The organism is Dehalobacter restrictus DSM 9455, assembly GCF_000512895.1.
In the GTDB taxonomy this organism is placed as follows: domain Bacteria; phylum Bacillota; class Desulfitobacteriia; order Desulfitobacteriales; family Syntrophobotulaceae; genus Dehalobacter; species Dehalobacter restrictus.
This window is the reverse complement of sequence record NZ_CP007033.1, coordinates 2,407,518-2,424,253: the sequence shown is the minus strand read 5'-3', so window position 1 is coordinate 2,424,253 and position 16,736 is coordinate 2,407,518. Positions and strand designations below refer to the sequence as shown.

Annotated in this window: 13 protein-coding genes and 2 pseudogenes; 8 read left to right on the top strand and 7 right to left on the bottom strand. The window is 43.9% G+C overall.

Annotation, left to right across the window (positions count from 1 at the left end; translation table 11 throughout):
* The 4 genes from splB to DEHRE_RS11610 form a co-directional block, all read right to left on the bottom strand.
* Entirely contained in the window at positions 1–1,065 is a 1,065-nt protein-coding gene (splB, locus tag DEHRE_RS11625; protein WP_207637303.1) for a spore photoproduct lyase, read from the bottom strand.
* Positions 1,040–1,786, bottom strand: a complete 747-nt coding sequence (gene cybH / locus DEHRE_RS11620) for a Ni/Fe-hydrogenase, b-type cytochrome subunit (protein WP_015043739.1) — start codon at positions 1,784–1,786, stop codon at positions 1,040–1,042. Before cybH ends, splB begins: the two co-directional genes overlap by 26 nt.
* Before the next feature lie 66 nt (positions 1,787–1,852).
* Positions 1,853–3,559 (bottom strand): nickel-dependent hydrogenase large subunit, encoded by a 1,707-nt coding sequence (locus DEHRE_RS11615; protein ID WP_025206080.1) that lies wholly within the window; start codon positions 3,557–3,559, stop codon positions 1,853–1,855.
* Between the two features lie 22 nt (positions 3,560–3,581).
* Positions 3,582–4,721: a hydrogenase small subunit gene (locus DEHRE_RS11610; protein WP_025206079.1), complete on the bottom strand. Its 1,140-nt coding sequence runs from the start codon at positions 4,719–4,721 to the stop codon at positions 3,582–3,584.
* A gap of 266 nt (positions 4,722–4,987) precedes the next feature.
* On the opposite strand from DEHRE_RS11610, the gene DEHRE_RS11605 reads away from it, so the two are divergent.
* Entirely contained in the window at positions 4,988–5,506 is a 519-nt protein-coding gene (locus tag DEHRE_RS11605; RefSeq protein WP_025206078.1) for a DUF2179 domain-containing protein, read from the top strand.
* A gap of 127 nt (positions 5,507–5,633) precedes the next feature.
* Here DEHRE_RS11605 and DEHRE_RS11600 read toward each other — a convergent pair whose 3' ends face one another.
* On the bottom strand, positions 5,634–7,730 hold the full coding sequence (locus DEHRE_RS11600; RefSeq protein ID WP_025206077.1) for a glutamine synthetase III family protein: 2,097 nt from the start codon (positions 7,728–7,730) through the stop codon (positions 5,634–5,636).
* A gap of 289 nt (positions 7,731–8,019) precedes the next feature.
* On the opposite strand from DEHRE_RS11600, the pseudogene DEHRE_RS14495 reads away from it, so the two are divergent.
* Positions 8,020–8,736: pseudogene (locus DEHRE_RS14495) on the top strand (transposase).
* Positions 8,737–9,113: 377 nt separating this feature from the next.
* Positions 9,114–9,818: a Crp/Fnr family transcriptional regulator gene (locus tag DEHRE_RS11590; protein WP_242836952.1), complete on the top strand. Its 705-nt coding sequence runs from the start codon at positions 9,114–9,116 to the stop codon at positions 9,816–9,818.
* A gap of 29 nt (positions 9,819–9,847) precedes the next feature.
* On the opposite strand, the pseudogene DEHRE_RS14490 reads toward DEHRE_RS11590, so the two are convergent.
* Both DEHRE_RS14490 and DEHRE_RS15655 read right to left on the bottom strand, forming a co-directional pair.
* A pseudogene (locus DEHRE_RS14490) lies at positions 9,848–10,053 on the bottom strand (IS4 family transposase); the annotation flags it as partial.
* Positions 10,054–10,835: 782 nt separating this feature from the next.
* Positions 10,836–11,261: a DDE-type integrase/transposase/recombinase gene (locus DEHRE_RS15655; protein WP_427846249.1), complete on the bottom strand. Its 426-nt coding sequence runs from the start codon at positions 11,259–11,261 to the stop codon at positions 10,836–10,838.
* 358 nt (positions 11,262–11,619) lie between these two features.
* On the opposite strand from DEHRE_RS15655, the gene DEHRE_RS11575 reads away from it, so the two are divergent.
* The 5 genes from DEHRE_RS11575 to DEHRE_RS14475 all read left to right on the top strand — a co-directional run bounded on the left by DEHRE_RS11575 (position 11,620) and on the right by DEHRE_RS14475 (position 16,721).
* Positions 11,620–13,275 (top strand): reductive dehalogenase, encoded by a 1,656-nt coding sequence (locus DEHRE_RS11575; RefSeq protein WP_025206074.1) that lies wholly within the window; start codon positions 11,620–11,622, stop codon positions 13,273–13,275.
* Between the two features lie 62 nt (positions 13,276–13,337).
* Positions 13,338–13,655, top strand: coding sequence for a hypothetical protein (locus tag DEHRE_RS11570; protein WP_025206073.1), 318 nt, complete (start codon positions 13,338–13,340; stop codon positions 13,653–13,655).
* Positions 13,656–13,762: 107 nt separating this feature from the next.
* Positions 13,763–15,049: a 4Fe-4S binding protein gene (locus tag DEHRE_RS11565; RefSeq protein ID WP_015043728.1), complete on the top strand. Its 1,287-nt coding sequence runs from the start codon at positions 13,763–13,765 to the stop codon at positions 15,047–15,049.
* Between the two features lie 127 nt (positions 15,050–15,176).
* The gene (locus tag DEHRE_RS11560) at positions 15,177–16,127 is read left to right on the top strand and encodes a trigger factor (protein WP_025206072.1); all 951 of its coding nucleotides are present in this window, start codon (positions 15,177–15,179) and stop codon (positions 16,125–16,127) included.
* 324 nt (positions 16,128–16,451) lie between these two features.
* A complete protein-coding gene (locus DEHRE_RS14475) occupies positions 16,452–16,721 on the top strand; it encodes a transposase (protein ID WP_141690620.1) in 270 nt (89 codons plus the stop codon).
* Positions 16,722–16,736 lie beyond the last annotated feature (15 nt).

Sequence of the window (16,736 nt, the reverse complement as noted above, 5' to 3'; positions counted from 1 at the left end):
CTAAATAAAGTATTTGGCTTTTGCTCCCGGGAAATGACGGTTCATAAACGCCAGAAAGGAAGTCTTTATTTCCTCCATTTCAACGGGTGGGTAGACATATTTTCCGTAGCCGAACTGCCCGAATTTAAATTTGCGCGAAGCTTCATCCATCGGTAGGCTTGTCTGCGGATAGATATTTAAAATATTGGACTTGGCTCGGGAAGAAAAACGATGTGTGATAAATTCAAAAGTAAGCGCTGCAGGAGAAAAGTTTGCCGGAGAAGCGGCTTTTAACTGCTCTGCCAGGTCAGCAAAGAGCTTTTCGTATTGATCCATCCAGTTCTCAAATCTGATAATCGGGGCAATAATAAAACCCAAAGGGTAGCCGGCGCGAAGTACTTTTCCGGCTGCCTTTATTCTATTTTCAGCGGATGGTGTCCCATGCTCATAATTTCTGATGATTTCCTCGCAATTAAGGCTGAAACGAAACCTGGTATGACCGTGATGTTCCAGATTCAAAAGGCTATCGACGTCAGTGAATTTTGTGACAAAGCGGAACCTGCCCTGAGGCTGCCTTCCAAAAAATTCAATGCTTTTTCTCAGACTGCCTGTATAATGTTCCATCGGGATTGGGTCGGACACTGCGGCTCCTTCGAAATAAGTGATCTCGGGTAAACGTTCCTGGATTAAAGTTTGGGCTTTTTCAAGCAGTTCATTTATATTAACATAGATGCGGATGTACGGTCTTGCACCCAGCGTCGTGGCTAAATAACAATATTCGCACATCCCGGGACAGCTTGTGGTCAGCGGCAGCTGATAATGAGCTGAGGGTTTGCAGGTTTGAAACGTTTTTCCGCGTTTAACACCGATCACCAATGTTTTTTTGGCTTCAAAATAGGTTTTGGCAGCAGTATCTCCGCTCAGACCGGTTATTCTGTTGTGAGAACTTGTTGCTTTGACCGGAATCTTGATTTGCCGAAAATAATCAACAAGCTTCTTCCCAAGTGGATAATTCAGGGCTTCGGGTTCATAAAAGACCTGTTTGGGCTCGAAATTCAAGTTAATCCCCCTTCTGGAGTACAACATATTCAGGGGTATGGACTTCTTCAGCGCCGATAGTAGAGGGCAATTCATATTTATACCCATTGATCATGGATGAGGTAGTAGCATCATCATCCAGAAGATCCTGTCTGAATACAAGGTAGAGGTGAATCAACAAAAAAACCACATAGCCCCAAGCGACAAGATGATGACTCATTCTAACCAGATTCTCGTTGTGAAAAGCCGGAATAACCCAGGAAAACAACTTTCCGGATATACCGTCCGGATTGGTGCCTATCCGCATAGCAAAACCGGTTATAATCATGAAAAAACTTCCGATCCAGATGAAAAGAAGATAAGATAGCTGGGCCAGGGCATTATGCCCGAGATGTCCCTGATGTTCTCCTCTCATAAATAAATAGTAGCGGACTGTTGACTTGAGGTCCTGCCAAAAAGCCTTCTGCCAGAAACGTATCTTGGCATACGCATTGCCTGCCCAGAACCAATAGAGGCGGAATAACAGATTGGCCGTAAAGATAAAAGCGGCTATTCCATGCCAGTAGCGAACTGATCCCATTAAAAACTGCTGGAAAGCTTCTCCGGCGGTTATAAAGACAGGATTTCCAATATACAGACCTGTAAGAAAGAGTACGGTGACAGCGGCTGCATTTATCCAGTGAAACATCCGGACAGGAAATTGCCAGACGTATACCGGTCTGCGCTGCGGCATCGGAGCGGAACTTTTCTTTTCTTTGGATAAGGCCAATCGTAATCCCTCCATATCACTTAGAATATATGCTAGCGTCACCATGGCACGCAGATATTGTGGCCCCTAGATTTTCTCTAGCAATAGTTTTCCTTGTGGTGTTATCAGGTGTGCCGCGCAGGCGATGCAGGGGTCAAATGAGTGAATGGTCCGGAGCAGTTCCAGGGGCTGGTCGGTAGCAGCGACCGGTGTGTCGAGCAGCGACGCCTCATAAGGACCTTTTTGTCCTGTAGCATCCCGCGGTGAGGCATTCCAGGTTGTCGGCACAACCGCCTGATAGCTTTCCACCTTGCCGCCGCGGATTTTAATCCAGTGAGCCAGGGCTCCTCGCGGGGCCTCAGCCCAGCCGACACCCTGCGCTTCTGCCGGCCAGCGGCTCGGTTCCCATTTTTCAGGATTGAAGGTTTGTGTGTCACCGGCTTTAATATTAGCGATTAGGTCCGCATAAAAACCGGCAAGTTGATCGACGCAAAATTTTGCTTCCAGTGCTCTGGCCAGCGTTCGTCCGAGCGTTGAAAACAAAGCGTTGAGCGGAAGGTCCAGTTTCCGCAGGGAGCTGTCGACCATTTCCTTGATTTCCTTATTGCCCTTGGCATAAGCAACCACGAAGCGGGACAGTGGGCCGACTTCCATCGCATGGCCCTGCCAGCGCGGTGTTTTGATCCAGCTGTATTTTTTTGATTCATCCAAATTGTGATAAGGTGGTTTGGGCCCGTCATACGCTGGATCCGTCCGCCCCTGCCACGGGTGAAGCCCGGCATCCTTATCCGCATATTGATACCACGAGTGAGATACAAATTCCTGAATATGGCTTGGATCCTTTAGATCAAGATCATAGACTTTGCTCAAATCTCTGTTCAGGACAATCCCGCGCGGGAACAGGTAGCTGTCCGGTTCGTGGATATCGACGAGTGGTACACCGCCGTAGGCCAGGAAGTTGCCGATCCCGCCTCCCCAAAGGTCTTTTTTATAAAAACTAGCAATGGCCAGAATATCCGGAATAAGAACCTGGTTGACAAATATCTGGGCCTCATCAATCTTCGTTTTCACAAGATTCAGGCGTTCCATATTCAGAACATGGACATCATCAAGGTTGATGCTCGAAGCATGCCCGCCGACCAGATAGTTCGGGTGCGGGTTTTTCCCTCCGAACACGGTATGGACTTTAGCGATTTCTTTTTGCCAACTTAATGCTTCCAGGTAATGCGCGACTCCCATTAGATTGGCTTCCGGCGGTAAGCGATAAGCGGGATGGCCCCAGTAAGCATTGGCAAAAATGCCAAGCTGACCGCTTTGGACAATATTCTTAACTTTGTTTTGCACATCCCTGAAGTAGCCTTCGGAAGAATTAGGCCAGGAGGAGATGGACATGGCCAGACTGCTTGTTGCTTTAGGATCAGCCTTTAACGCGCTTAAGACATCAATCCAATCAAAACCATGCAAATGATAAAAGTGGATCACATGATCCTGGGTAAATTGAGTCAGCGTCATGATATTGCGTATGTAATTGGCATTCTTGGGGATCGGATAATCCAAGGCATCTTCTACTGCCCGCACAGAAGCAATCGCATGAATGTGCGTGCAAACACCGCAAATTCGTTGGACAAACGCCCAGACATCACGTGGATCCCTGTTTTCGACAATCTTCTCAATTCCTCTAAATGTTGTTCCTGAGCTGACGGCATCACTGATCTTTGTACCGTCAACAATGGCTTCAATGCGTAAATGACCTTCGATCCGGGTGACAGGATCCACAACAATTCTTGTTGTCATTGAGATTCAAAACCTTTCTGCATTAGTCTTCTTTATGATTTGTCTTCTTAGTTACTTGTCTTTTTTGTTCAGTATCCGTACTTCCGGCCGGGTGGTTCGTCTTTACGTGTCCTCTGGCAGCGGCCGTAATTCCCCCATGGGCAACAACACCCAGACCGGCTACACCTAAAGCGGCAAGACCGATATGGTCAGGGTTGCCGCCGATGGCCTCATTGGGGATCTCAGCCAGGTGAGTATAAAAAGGCGTGCTGGAATCATACCAATTATTCTCGGAACAGGCCATACAAGGGTGTCCTGATTTCACAGGAAAGCTGACTCCGTCATTCCATTCCGTTACGGCGCAGGCATTATAAGCAACTGGGCCTTTGCAGCCAACTTTATACAAGCACCAGCCTTTTCTGGCACCTTTGTCATCGAAGCGCTCCACAAACTGGCCGGCATCAAAAAAGGCCCGGCGGGTGCAGCCGTCATGGACACGTTTGGAGTAAAAGGCTTTAGGACGGCCCAGGCTCGTTAATTCCGGGATTTTCCCAAATGTCAGGTAGTGAACAATCGTACCGGTGATAACTTCAGCAATGGGCGGACATCCGGGAACGTCAATGACAGGCTTGTTCTTGACAATTCTCCGAATCGGTACAGCCTGTGTTGGATTGGGGTGTGCCCCCTGGACACAGGCGTTGGTCGCACAGGAGCCATACGCTATCACGGCAGCTGCTCCGTCTGCACATTCCTTCAGGAGCTGGTTGGCAGTCATTCCGCCGATGGTACAGTAAATGCCGCCCTCTGCCAGTGTGGCACTGCCTTCGACTACCAGAATATATTCCCCGTAATGTTCCTGCATTGTTTTTAGACGGACAGACTCTGCCTGTGTTCCGGCTGCGGCCTGCAGCGTCTCCATATAATCAAGGGAAATCATATTAAAGATCAGGTCCGAAAACAAAGGGTGGGCGGACCGGATGAAAGACTCGCCGCAGCAGGTGCATTCCTGCAGATTTAGATAAATGACAGGTGGGCGTGACTTGTTTTCCAAAGCTTCCACAATTCTGGGGACAGCGGTTGCATCGAGTCCCAGCATTGCTGCAGTCATGGCACAGAACCTTAAAAAGTCCCGCCGGGATATTCCTTTCTGGCGGGCCCAGTCATAATAGCTGCCCTTTTTCAATATTTTCCCCTCCCGATATAGAATATTGGCTTGCTGAATGAAAAAAAGCCAGTCTTTTGCCAGTTCGTCATTATTGTGCGTTCCTTAGCATATTTTATTCATTTCTTTACATATACAGGTATTTTTGTAATACGCAGGAGATAATCGGCAATGTGAGTGAGACAGCAATTCAGAAAGATTTGGAACAGCATAGTAGAATTACGCTAAAATGGATCATAATAATATCAAAGAATGATCCAGCCGAAAAAAGAAGATTGGTGATAAGAATGAGCCAAGTAGTCCTGTTTGCTCTGATGATCATGGCTATTAATATTACGTACGTATCACTGACAACGGTACGGTTTATCCTTGTGATCAAGGGCTTAAAGGAGTATGCTTCCATACTGTCCATGGTCGAAGTGCTCGTGTACATTGCCGGATTGTCTATTATTCTGAAAAACCTGGACAGCTACTGGAACATCGCAGCATATTGCATCGGCTATGGTATCGGAGTGTATCTGGGAAGCAGGATCGAGGAAAGACTTGCTCTCGGGTACATGACTGCCGAGGTCATTGTTGATTCGCTCGATGAGACGCTTCCCAAATTATTGCGTAAGAAAGGATTTGGCGTTACGACCTGGACCGGGGAAGGCCGCGACGGGAAACGCCTCCTGATGTTGGTTCTGGCCAAAAGAAATCGGCAAAAAGAACTTTTGAATATTGTTAATGATTCCTGCCCAAGTGCGTTTATATTTTTCCAGGAGCCTAAGAATTTCCGCGGAGGATTTTGGGCCGGCAGGCGATAAGAACTCAAAACAGTAAATGGCCTGCAAAGCTGATGAGGGATAGAGAAATGACGATGAGAATGTAATAAAATAGCAGAGGAGAGGGCTGGTGCCCTCTCCTCTGCTATTTTATTCTGAAGGGTATGGATTAAATGATGAATAGCATTTCCACATAAGTTGGCAGCGGCCAAAGCTCCGCGTCAACAAGTGTTTCAAGCTTATCCCCATAGATCCTCAATTCATTCATTGCGACAAAGACGATATCACGGTAGTAAACCGCGTTGGCATGGGCATCTTCAACATCAGCCGCACCCAAGACAGCTTTTTCCAAAGCCACAGTTTTGGCTTTAAAGGAACCTAAAGCCGAAGATACTTCTTTAATGACTTCTTCCTGAGCCGAGGTATCCGCAGCAGCTACAGCAGCTTTAACGCTTTGCACGGAACCGGCCAGGTCAGTTGCATATTTTGCAGCTGCGGGAAGAATAAGTCTGTTAGCCATATCAATCATCGTTTTGGCTTCGATATTGATCGTTTTGCTGTATTGCTCCAGCAAAATCTCGTAACGGGAATGAACTTCCTGTTTGCTCAATACACCGTGTTTTTCAAACGCATTGACATTCTTCTCATCAATGAAGTGCTCCAAAGCTTCCACCATGGATTTGATGTTTGGCAGACCACGTTTTTCTGCTTCAGTGACCCAGTCTTCGGAATAGTTGTTGCCATTGAAGATGATACGATTGTGTTTGACCAGAATTTCTTTCAAGAGGGCCTGCAGTTCGCTGTTAAAATCGGCAGCCTTTTCAAGCTTATCGGCAATCTGGCAAATACTTTCAGCGACAATCGTATTCAGGACCATGTTCGGGCCGGCGATGGATGCACTGGAAGGAACCATACGGAACTCAAATTTATTTCCGGTAAAGGCAAACGGTGAAGTCCGGTTGCGGTCTGAGTTATCCTTCGGGATTTCCGGAAGCGTGGACACGCCGACTGTCAAAGTGCCGTTTGGTTTGGATGATACAGCACCGCCATTGTTTTGGATTTGTTCGACAATATCCGAAAGCATGTCGCCGAGGAACATGGAAATGATCGCCGGGGGAGCCTCATTCGCACCGAGACGGTGGTCGTTTCCAGGGTTGGCGGCGGACACCCTGAGCAGTTCGGAGTATTCGTCCACAGCTTTAATGACAGCACAAAGGAAAGTTAAGAACTGAGCGTTATCGTGCGGGGTGTTTCCCGGATCAAGCAGATTCTGTCCATCATTGGTGCTCATGGACCAGTTATTGTGTTTTCCGGAACCATTGACGCCTGCAAACGGTTTCTCATGAAGCAGGCAGACCAGATCATGATGCAAGGCAACCTTTTTCAAAGTATCCATGACCAGTTGGTTATGGTCGGTAGAAACATTGGTTGTCGAGAAAATCGGGGCAATCTCAAACTGGCCAGGAGCAACTTCGTTGTGCTGCGTTTTAGCCAAAACGCCTAACTTCCAGAGTTCTTCATTCAATTCTTTCATAAAGGCAGCAATGCGCTCTTTAATACTGCCGAAGTAGTGGTCTTCCATTTCCTGGCCTTTAGCCGGAGGAGCGCCAAAGAGTGTTCTGCCGGTAAGGACTAAATCCATTCTGGCATCAAAAAAACTTTTATCAATCAGAAAGTATTCCTGCTCGGGTCCGACCGTAGAAATGACACGGGTTGCGGTCGTATTGCCGAATAATTTTAACAGTCTTACTGCTTGTTTGGAGAGTGCTTCCATAGAACGTAAAAGCGGAATTTTTTTGTCGAGAACTTCACCGGTATACGAATAGAATACTGTGGGAATCGTCAGCGTGACGTTGCCGTTTTTCTCTTCTCTGGCAAAAGCCGGAGAGGTGCAGTCCCAGGCAGTATAGCCTCTGGCCTCAAATGTGGCTCTAATGCCGCCGCTTGGGAAAGAAGATGCATCAGGTTCGCCTTTGATAAGTTCTTTGCCGGAAAATTCCATAATGACTTTGCCGTCGGCAGTCGGAGAAATAAACGAGTCATGCTTCTCCGCAGTGAGTCCTGTCATCGGCTGGAACCAGTGGGTATAGTGGGTAGCTCCTTTTTCAATCGCCCAGTCTTTCATTGCATTCGCAACGACTTCTGCGACATCGGGATCCAGTGCTTTCCCGTCCTCAATTGTTTTCTTCAAAGCTTTATAAGTTGCTTTGGGCAGCCGTTCCCTCATGACGGCGTCGTTAAAAACGTTCATTGCAAAGATATCCATTGTTTCGAAATCTCCCTTCAGATTTAGATATTAAATAATGGTCCATAGATAAATAACCACAAAAAGCAAAAAAAGCAAAACCAAACTTAGCCCTCAAATCATTTGGATGAGGAATAAGCATCTTTGCTTAAATTACCTATAAAATATATCAAAAAGTTAACACACTTTTTTAGAAATAACAAGTGTTTATTCCGATGTATACAAAATATATTCGGATAATAATTGACCTATACCCGATTTGTCGGACACAGGTGAGTTAGAGTAAAATAAACCTGTGGAGGATGAAAAAATGAGCAAAAATGGGAAACGTTATGACGAACAATTTAAGAAAGATATCGTACGGCTGATACAAGAAGAGAATCGGTCAATATTAGGCGTTGTCAAGGATTTTGGTGTTAATCAACAAAGCGTTCATAACTGGCTTAAAGCAAGTAAAGAAGGTCAGGATCCAGATAATCAGAGATAGCCGAATTAAAAGACCAATTAAAGGCAAAAGATAAAAAGATAACCGATCAGGAAATGACCATAGATATCTTAAAAAAGGCTACCGCCATCTTCGGCAAAAACAACCGGAAATAGTTTATGAAATCATCAAGAAAGAGAGCAACTCCGGCTTTCCGGTTGAGAAGATGTGCGAAACATTAGAAGTATCCCGGAGTGGTTTCCGACCATATGAGAACAGAACTATGCTTAGGAGCACTAAGGAATGCTTTAAAGCGGCACAGGCCGGACGAAGGATTAATCCATCACTCTGACCAAGGAAGCCAATATTGTAGTGTAGCCTATATCAAAGAACTGGAGCAAAATGGAATTAAACCTTTTTCAGTACCATCAAATCAGAAAGGCTGCATCACAGGAAGTACAAGGACCTGAAAGAAGCAAGAAATGATATATTCTGGTATATAGAAGGCTTCTACAATCGAAAGCGAAGACACCAGCATTGGGCAACATAACGCCAGTTGAATTCTTAAAGAGATACTATGAATATCAACGAAGAGCCGCTTAGCGAAGTCGTTTGGCCGTTGCCAAGGGCGAGCAACGCTTGTTCATCGGAGGCGAAGCCGAAGATCCTTGATAGCCAGGATACACTAAGACCCTCTTGGCCTTATGCCACCCGGCGAGGGCGGTCTCCTGCTACCAAATTGAAATATTGAGGAATTCTAAGAATTCATTAGAAAAACTAACTCTAGAGTGTCTGTTTTATCGAGAAAAGGTCAATATTGCACAATCTTACAAATATGATATTATTTATTTAAGTCATTTTTTGTTACATTTTTTCTTTTCCGACTTGGAAAATACAGCATATTCTTGAAATATATTTAACATATTATACTATATTTAGATAATATTTGAAGCTATTATTTTGTAAGGGGGATATTATCTATGGGGGAAGATATTTATACTTTGACTAAATTTTTAAATTATCCTTGGCTAAATACAAATAAGAAAATTATCGACTTTATGCAAAAATTCAATCAACGTATAACCATTAAAAAAGGGGAACTATTCATAAAATATGGACAAGAATTAACTGCTGTCTATGGTGTAGAAGAAGGGCTGCTTGGAATTCGTTTCTTAACTCTGAACGGCAAGCAAAGAACTCAAGTAATTATAGGACCTGGAGCAGCAACTAGCGTTATTGATGTTGTTAAGAGAATTACTAGTTCACCTTACGAGGCTTATGCATATGAAGATACAACAATAATTTATATAACTAAAGAACAAGCACTGGAAGGGATAATAGGCGATCCTACGTTATCCTTAGCTTTCATGGAATCCTTAGGTGACATTGTTTTTACATTACTAGAACGCTTGGAAAGTTCGTCTTCTTACTGTCCAAAACAGAGACTAATATTATTTCTTCGCAATCTTAATGACCCATTTCAAGTTGAAGAAAACGGATGGTATCGTTCTAAATATAAATTCACACATCAAGATATTGCAGATATTATTGGTACCACCAGAGAATATGTTACATTACATTTAACTGATTTAAAAAAGAAAGGATTAATTAAAGTGATGGAACACTATATATACTTTTGCAAAGATTTCAAAACCTTAATTCGTCCTGAATTATATTCTGAATAATATTAATATCTTTAGTAAATTATAATGACTCAACTTTCGAACCCTAGTTGTGCGAATATAAAGCCTTGATATGACTGGGTGAATCATTGATCCAGTACTGTAATTGACAAAGCGATTCGTAATTCTTCGGCTTATTCGGTAATAGATTAAGAACAAACGCCATTAATTGGCGTAATGCTGTTTTCAAATCTGAGTTTGTCACCTCATCTGCGAAAAGGTAAAACAATCCTCCCAGTTTCTAGAACGGGATTTCCACCCGCTAAATTACACGACCTACGCTCGACCGCGACCGAAAGTTGAGATAATTGCTAATCAAAAATAGTATAAATACTAATTTTTTTATTAATAGGATTTTATGGGGAGGGGAGCAGTAAAATATAAATACTGCTCCCTCTGGAATAGATAACGGTAGTTTACGCATTTGAACAAAATTACTTTAGTACTAAATGAGTTAATCACGACGTTACCTCATGAACTTCCACTTGCTACCGACACTGGCGATGGTGACTACTACAAGGAACCAACGAAATAAGACCGGACGCTCGGCGCTTGCCCGAAGGAACTTTTGTTATCTGCGGATCAAAAAGTCCCTTCGGTCCTCCAGCTTACTTATTTGCTCGTGTCACTGGGATGCCAGCGCGCATATCCTCGGCCTTAAGCCTGCGGTATCCCGCGTGGCACCCTGACACTTAACTCATTACTTTGATCAAATCAAACTTTAAGATGCATCTATTTTAGATTCATCTTTATCCTCCTGACTTTAGGAGAAAGGAGGTCGAAAATCGCCGGAACGTTTGAAATACAAGCGTTTCGGCGATTTTAAAATGTCCTATTATTTCAGGTTTATCGTCAGATCCAGCTTGGTACATGAGCGGAACTTTGTCAAAGTAATATTGGTTTTAAGGAGCTTCAGAATCTTAGCTAGATCAAGGTAAGCCTGGGAGACTTGTGTAGGAGTTACGACATTGTTAGGGTATTCTCCCTGAACCAACCCTAATGGCTCATGAATGGCTTCCATTATTCTGGCAGCTGAGGCATTCTTTTGATGAATCTACTAACCCTCGGGCGACTCCTAGACGATGTAATACCCAATTGATAGAGCATTTCCAGCATGGATTCGCCTTTCATCGGGCTACCATTATCAGAATGCAAGACCAAAGGTTCTTCTTGTCGGGTTATATTCTGAGCCATGACTGCCCACCGAATGAGTTGACTGGCATGTTCCGCACTTTCTTCGATCCAGACTTCCCATCCGACAATGTCTCGGCTAAAGATGTCCAGGATGAGATATAAATAGAAGTAGATTCCTCTAACAGGGCCTGGCAAATATGTAATATCCCAAGACCGTACACGATTAGGTTCGGTCGCACAATGCGTGGATTTAGGTCTGCTGGAGGGTGCCTTACAACGTCCACGATGATTCTGTTCACCTGCTTCATGCATGACTCGATAGAAGGTTGATTCGGAGGCGATGTAGATACCTTGGTCCGCAAGCATCGGGACAATCTGACTGGGTGGTAAACTTTGAAATTCAGGTTAGTTGACTAATTCTAGAATCTCCTTGCATTCTGCTTCCGTAAGTTTATTCGCTGGTTCAGAGCGCTTTGCCAAGGGTCTCCGATCTGCTTCAGGTGCCCCATTCTTACACTAACGTTGCAATGTTCGTACCGATATGCCAATTTCTTTACAAGCCATCTGTTGGTGTGCTCATATATTGTATATCCCTGCACATCAAAATTAATAGAGTAGTTTTATAATAATTATTAGGCACGTGCAATTATTATTAAGGAGGAAGATTCGAATGGGAGAAATCAACAGGAGGAATTTTTTAAAAGCCTCGATGCTTGGAGCAGCTGCAGCTGCTGTAGCCTCGGCATCTGCGGTGAAGGGGATGGTTAGCCCCTTGGTGGCTGATGCTGCGGACATCGTGGCTCCGATCACGGAAACCTCAGAATTTCCATACAAGGTGGATGCAAAGTACCAACGTTACAATAGTCTGAAGAACTTCTTTGAAAAGACTTTCGACCCGGAAGCAAACAAGACTCCTATTAAGTTTCATTACGACGATGTTTCCAAAATCACAGGCAAGAAAGATACGGGGAAAGACCTGCCCACGCTGAATGCGGAAAGACTTGGGATCAAAGGGCGTCCAGCGACACATACAGAAACAAGCATTCTTTTCCATACTCAACATTTGGGTGCCATGTTAACCCAGCGCCATAATGAAACAGGCTGGACCGGGTTGGATGAGGCCTTGAACGCCGGCGCCTGGGCTGTAGAATTTGATTATTCCGGATTTAACGCAGCAGGTGGTGGTCCGGGAAGTGTAATCCCGCTTTATCCCATAAATCCTATGACCAATGAAATAGCTAATGAGCCTGTCATGGTACCCGGTTTGTACAACTGGGACAATATCGATGTTGAAAGTGTGCGACAACAAGGCCAACAGTGGAAATTCGAATCAAAGGAAGAAGCCAGTAAAATCCTTAAAAAAGCAACCCGTCTCCTGGGAGCCGATCTAGTCGGCATCGCACCCTATGACGAGCGTTGGACCTATTCTACCTGGGGCAGGAAGATTCTAAAACCTTGTAAAATGCCCAACGGCAGAACCAAATATCTGCCATGGGATTTGCCAAAGATGCTGTCAGGCGGGGGAGTAGAAGTTTTCGGACATGCAAAATTTGAACCTGATTGGGAGAAGTATGCAGGTTTCAAACCAAAAAGTGTGATTGTCTTCGTTCTTGAAGAGGATTACGAAGCTATACGCACCTCACCGTCAGTCATTTCCAGTGCCACGGTGGGGAAAAGTTACTCCAATATGGCAGAAGTAGCTTACAAAATCGCGGTTTTTCTGAGGAAGCTTGGCTATTATGCAGCGCCGTGCGGAAACGATACCGGAATAAGTGTTCCTATGGCCGTTCAGGCCGGGCTTGGAGAAGCAGGCAGAAACGGACTTTTAATTACCCAGAAATTCGGTCCGAGACATCGCATCGCCAAAGTCTACACCGACCTGGAACTTGCTCCGGACAAGCCGAGAAAATTCGGGGTACGCGAGTTCTGCCGCCTGTGCAAAAAATGTGCGGATGCCTGCCCCGCCCAGGCCATCTCCCATGAGAAAGACCCTAAGGTTCTGCAGCCAGAGGATTGTGAGGTAGCCGAAAATCCATATACTGAAAAATGGCATCTTGATTCCAACCGTTGCGGCTCTTTCTGGGCCTATAACGGTAGTCCCTGCGCAAATTGTGTGGCTGTATGTTCGTGGAACAAAGTCGAGACCTGGAACCACGATGTGGCCAGAATAGCCACCCAAATTCCATTGCTTCAGGATGCAGCCCGCAAGTTTGATGAATGGTTCGGCTATAACGGGCCTGTAAACCCTGATGAAAGACTTGAATCGGGTTATGTTCAGAACATGGTCAAAGACTTCTGGAATAATCCTGAGTCTATAAAACAATAGTGATTTCAATGTCAAATATATTAATCAAAAGGAGAAAATTATTATAAGGAGTGAAAGGTATTATGAATATATATGATGTGCTGATTTGGATGGCACTGGGTATGACTGCATTGCTTATCCAATACGGGATCTGGCGGTATCTGAAAGGGAAGGGCAAAGATACCATACCTCTTCAAATCTGCGGGTTCCTCGCCAACTTTTTCTTTATATTTGCTTTGGCCTGGGGATATTCCAGCTTTTCGGAGCGTGAATACCAAGCTATTGGCATGGGATTTATCTTCTTCGGAGGCACGGCACTTATTCCTGCGATTATTACTTACAGGCTGGCTAACCATCCGGCAAAAAAAATCAGAGAAAGTTCGGATACTATTTCTGCTTAGCAATTAGAGCATCAAGCCATAGGATTAATGAGGCCAGTAAGTGTCTCTTCAGATACTTACTGGCTCAGCTCTATAATCTTCATAATTTTTTAAGAGGTTCATAAGCTGTGAAAACAAAGAAAAATAAAGCAGAGTTGGAAAATAGAAGAGGATGGGAATACTATTATCAATTTTCTTTACTTCTCACTGCCATAATAGCTATTTTATATGGTGTGTTCTGGGCTCCTCAATCGGTTGATTACAAGGGAATCATCCAAAAAAATGTTCTCGGCGTTATATCCATAGAAAAAATGATGGGGAATCAGCATGCCTATAAAATCGATACGGCACAGGGACGTTTCTATGCAGTATGTGATTCGGCTATAGGATATCAATCCAAAGTTGAGGCTATGACTATCGTCAACGAAAAGGGCCTTATAGAGAAAGTTATTATTACTAAACAGGGAGAGACTCCGGTTTTTTTTGAAAGGCTCACAGACCAAAAGTATTTTGACGGCTTTCAAGGTCTTGCAATCAAGGAGCCTATTTATTTGGGAGGAGCATATGGATATTCGGGATATCTGGGTAGTATAAAAACAAATAATTATATTGACCGGGTAACAGGTTCAACAGTGTCGTCACATGCTGTGGCTGAGGCTGTGAACAAAGGGAATTCTTATTTATCAGGGCAATTTTTTAACACCCAATGGGCCAACCCTTACGATTTATTCCAGCTTAGCTGGAAGGATATGGCCATGATTGCGATGTTTTTAATTGCGTTTGCCTCAGCCTTTATCAAGAAGCTCGTAAAAATACGTCTGGCATTCCTGCTGGTTAGTGTCGTGGTGCTTGGTTTTCTCGTTAATCAGTTTGTGACAGGCAGCTTGCTTCTTTCAGCAATTACGTTGCAGATTCCCAGGATAACTAACCTGAAATGGTATGTGCTTATGGCCGGGTCTCTCGGATTTATTATCCTTTTGGGAAAAAATCTGTATTGCGCTTGGATTTGTCCTTTTGGAGCAGTACAGGAGATTCTTAACAAGGCTGCAGGGTTCAAATCTCTGAATATTTCCCAGAAGACTATTAAAATACTCAGGCTGGTAGCTCCGACCATTTTATGGGTTGCACTTCTGCTGGGCACATTACTGGGTGACTATGGGACATTGGATTACCAGCCTTTTGGCGCGCTCTTCCTGTTCAAATCGGTATGGTTAATGTGGTTGATGTTACCGATCTTCTTGTTTATGAGCTTATTTATTAGCCGTTTTTATTGTAAATTCTTCTGTCCGGTAGGATTTATTTACAATTTGCTTAACCGTTGGCGAAATGAGGAGGTAAGAATATGGAAACAGAGAGTAGATCGATTGAAACGCAAAAAAAAGGAAGAACAAGAGACCTGGTCTTCACACTCTTGATCCTTATTTTCGCAGTCGCCCATTTTGTTGTAATGCTTCAGTCAGTAGGAATCCTGAGGGCTGACCGTTGAAATTTTCCTGAGAAAGTAGCGTATCAAATAGACATAACGAGGGAGGAATCGTGATAATGAAACAGTTCGAACTTGGACAATATAAGGGTCTAAATGTCAAGCGTTTTGATACAACAGTCCAAGAAGAGGAGATTCAGCAAGCCTTAGATTATATCATAGGCTCTTTTGATGAAATTGAAGAAGAAAAAAGAAATGAGCCTATTAAAACAAACGATTATGTAATCGTGGATATTGACGGTTATGAAAAGGATGCAACAGTACCGGTTATAAGAAACATCGATACAAAATTAATAGTCGGCAGTGAAGGTGTATTTCGAGAAGTTAGTGCAAATCTCCTAGGGAAGAAAATGGGCGACACAGTGACCTTTGAGAGTGTTATTCAGCCCGATGCCTTAGAATTTCAGCGTTGGTGGGGAAGCGAGTTTACATTTACCGTTAAGATTAAGAGCGTTTTTGTGGTGAAGAAACCAGAATTGACTGAAGAATTAATTAGGAAAGTTGAACCTGATCTAAAAAACCTGAAAGACTTAAAAAATATGCTTGCCCTAAAAATCACTCACGAAAAAGAGGGGAAGGAACGGGAGGCAAATATTCTCTTGATTTTTCAAGCTTTAGTTAAACAATGTAAGTATGAATTTGATGAAGAAGAATTGGATTCAGCTGCTGAAGATTTATATAAGAAATTTACTGAAGAACTCAAAATAGTTGATGATATGGAACTTATGGAATATTTGATCCATAGAAAAATAACCGCAGACCAATTGCTGGCCGAATGTAAGGAAGAGGCATCCAGAAGGATTCTCTGGGAACTTATGATAAATTCTGTTATTGAGAAAGAAGAGATAAATCTTACTCCGGATGAAATCAAATATCTTGAAAAGCGAATTAACGAAAGCCGACAAAACGGTCAACTCCCCGAAGAGTTTATGGACATCAATTTTTTACTGGCATCGTATTTACGAAAAAAAACAATAGACTATTTGCTAAAAATCAATTTGGCAAGTTAATCTATCCTATCTTTTAAGATTATCCTCCTGTGTTACGATAGTTGACGTAGAGACTTATGAAAAGTATCCCTGAAGGAACACAGGAGGGAAAACGACATGAGATATCCAAAAGAGTTAAAAAGTTCTATTATTGCGAAGATGTTACCGCCAAACGACCAGTCTCTTAGTCTGATTCAGCAGAAGATAGGCGTTCCAGAGGGGACTTTGAAGTTGTGGCGGAGGGAAATACGAGGGAAGGGATTTGCAGCGCCTTCTGGTGAACGGCGAATTGAGCAATAGAGCACACGCGACAAATTTCTCATCGTGGTTGAGACATCCACTCTAGTGAGATCGAAAAAGCAGAATACCTGTCGTAAGAAAGGTTTGCCTGTTGAGCAGGTCAAGTCTTGGCAGGGCAACTGTATGCAGGCTAATGGCGGTGTGGCTCAGGAACTAGCCACTTCACAACGTCGGGAAAAAGAAATAGAAAAAGAGTTAAAGCAGGTTAAGAAGGAACTCCAGAGGAAAGAGTCAGCACTGGCTGAAACGGCAGCCCTGCTGGTTCTAAGAAAAAACATCAATGCGATTTGGGGACCAAAGGACGAGGAAGTCTAACCAGCACTGCGAATC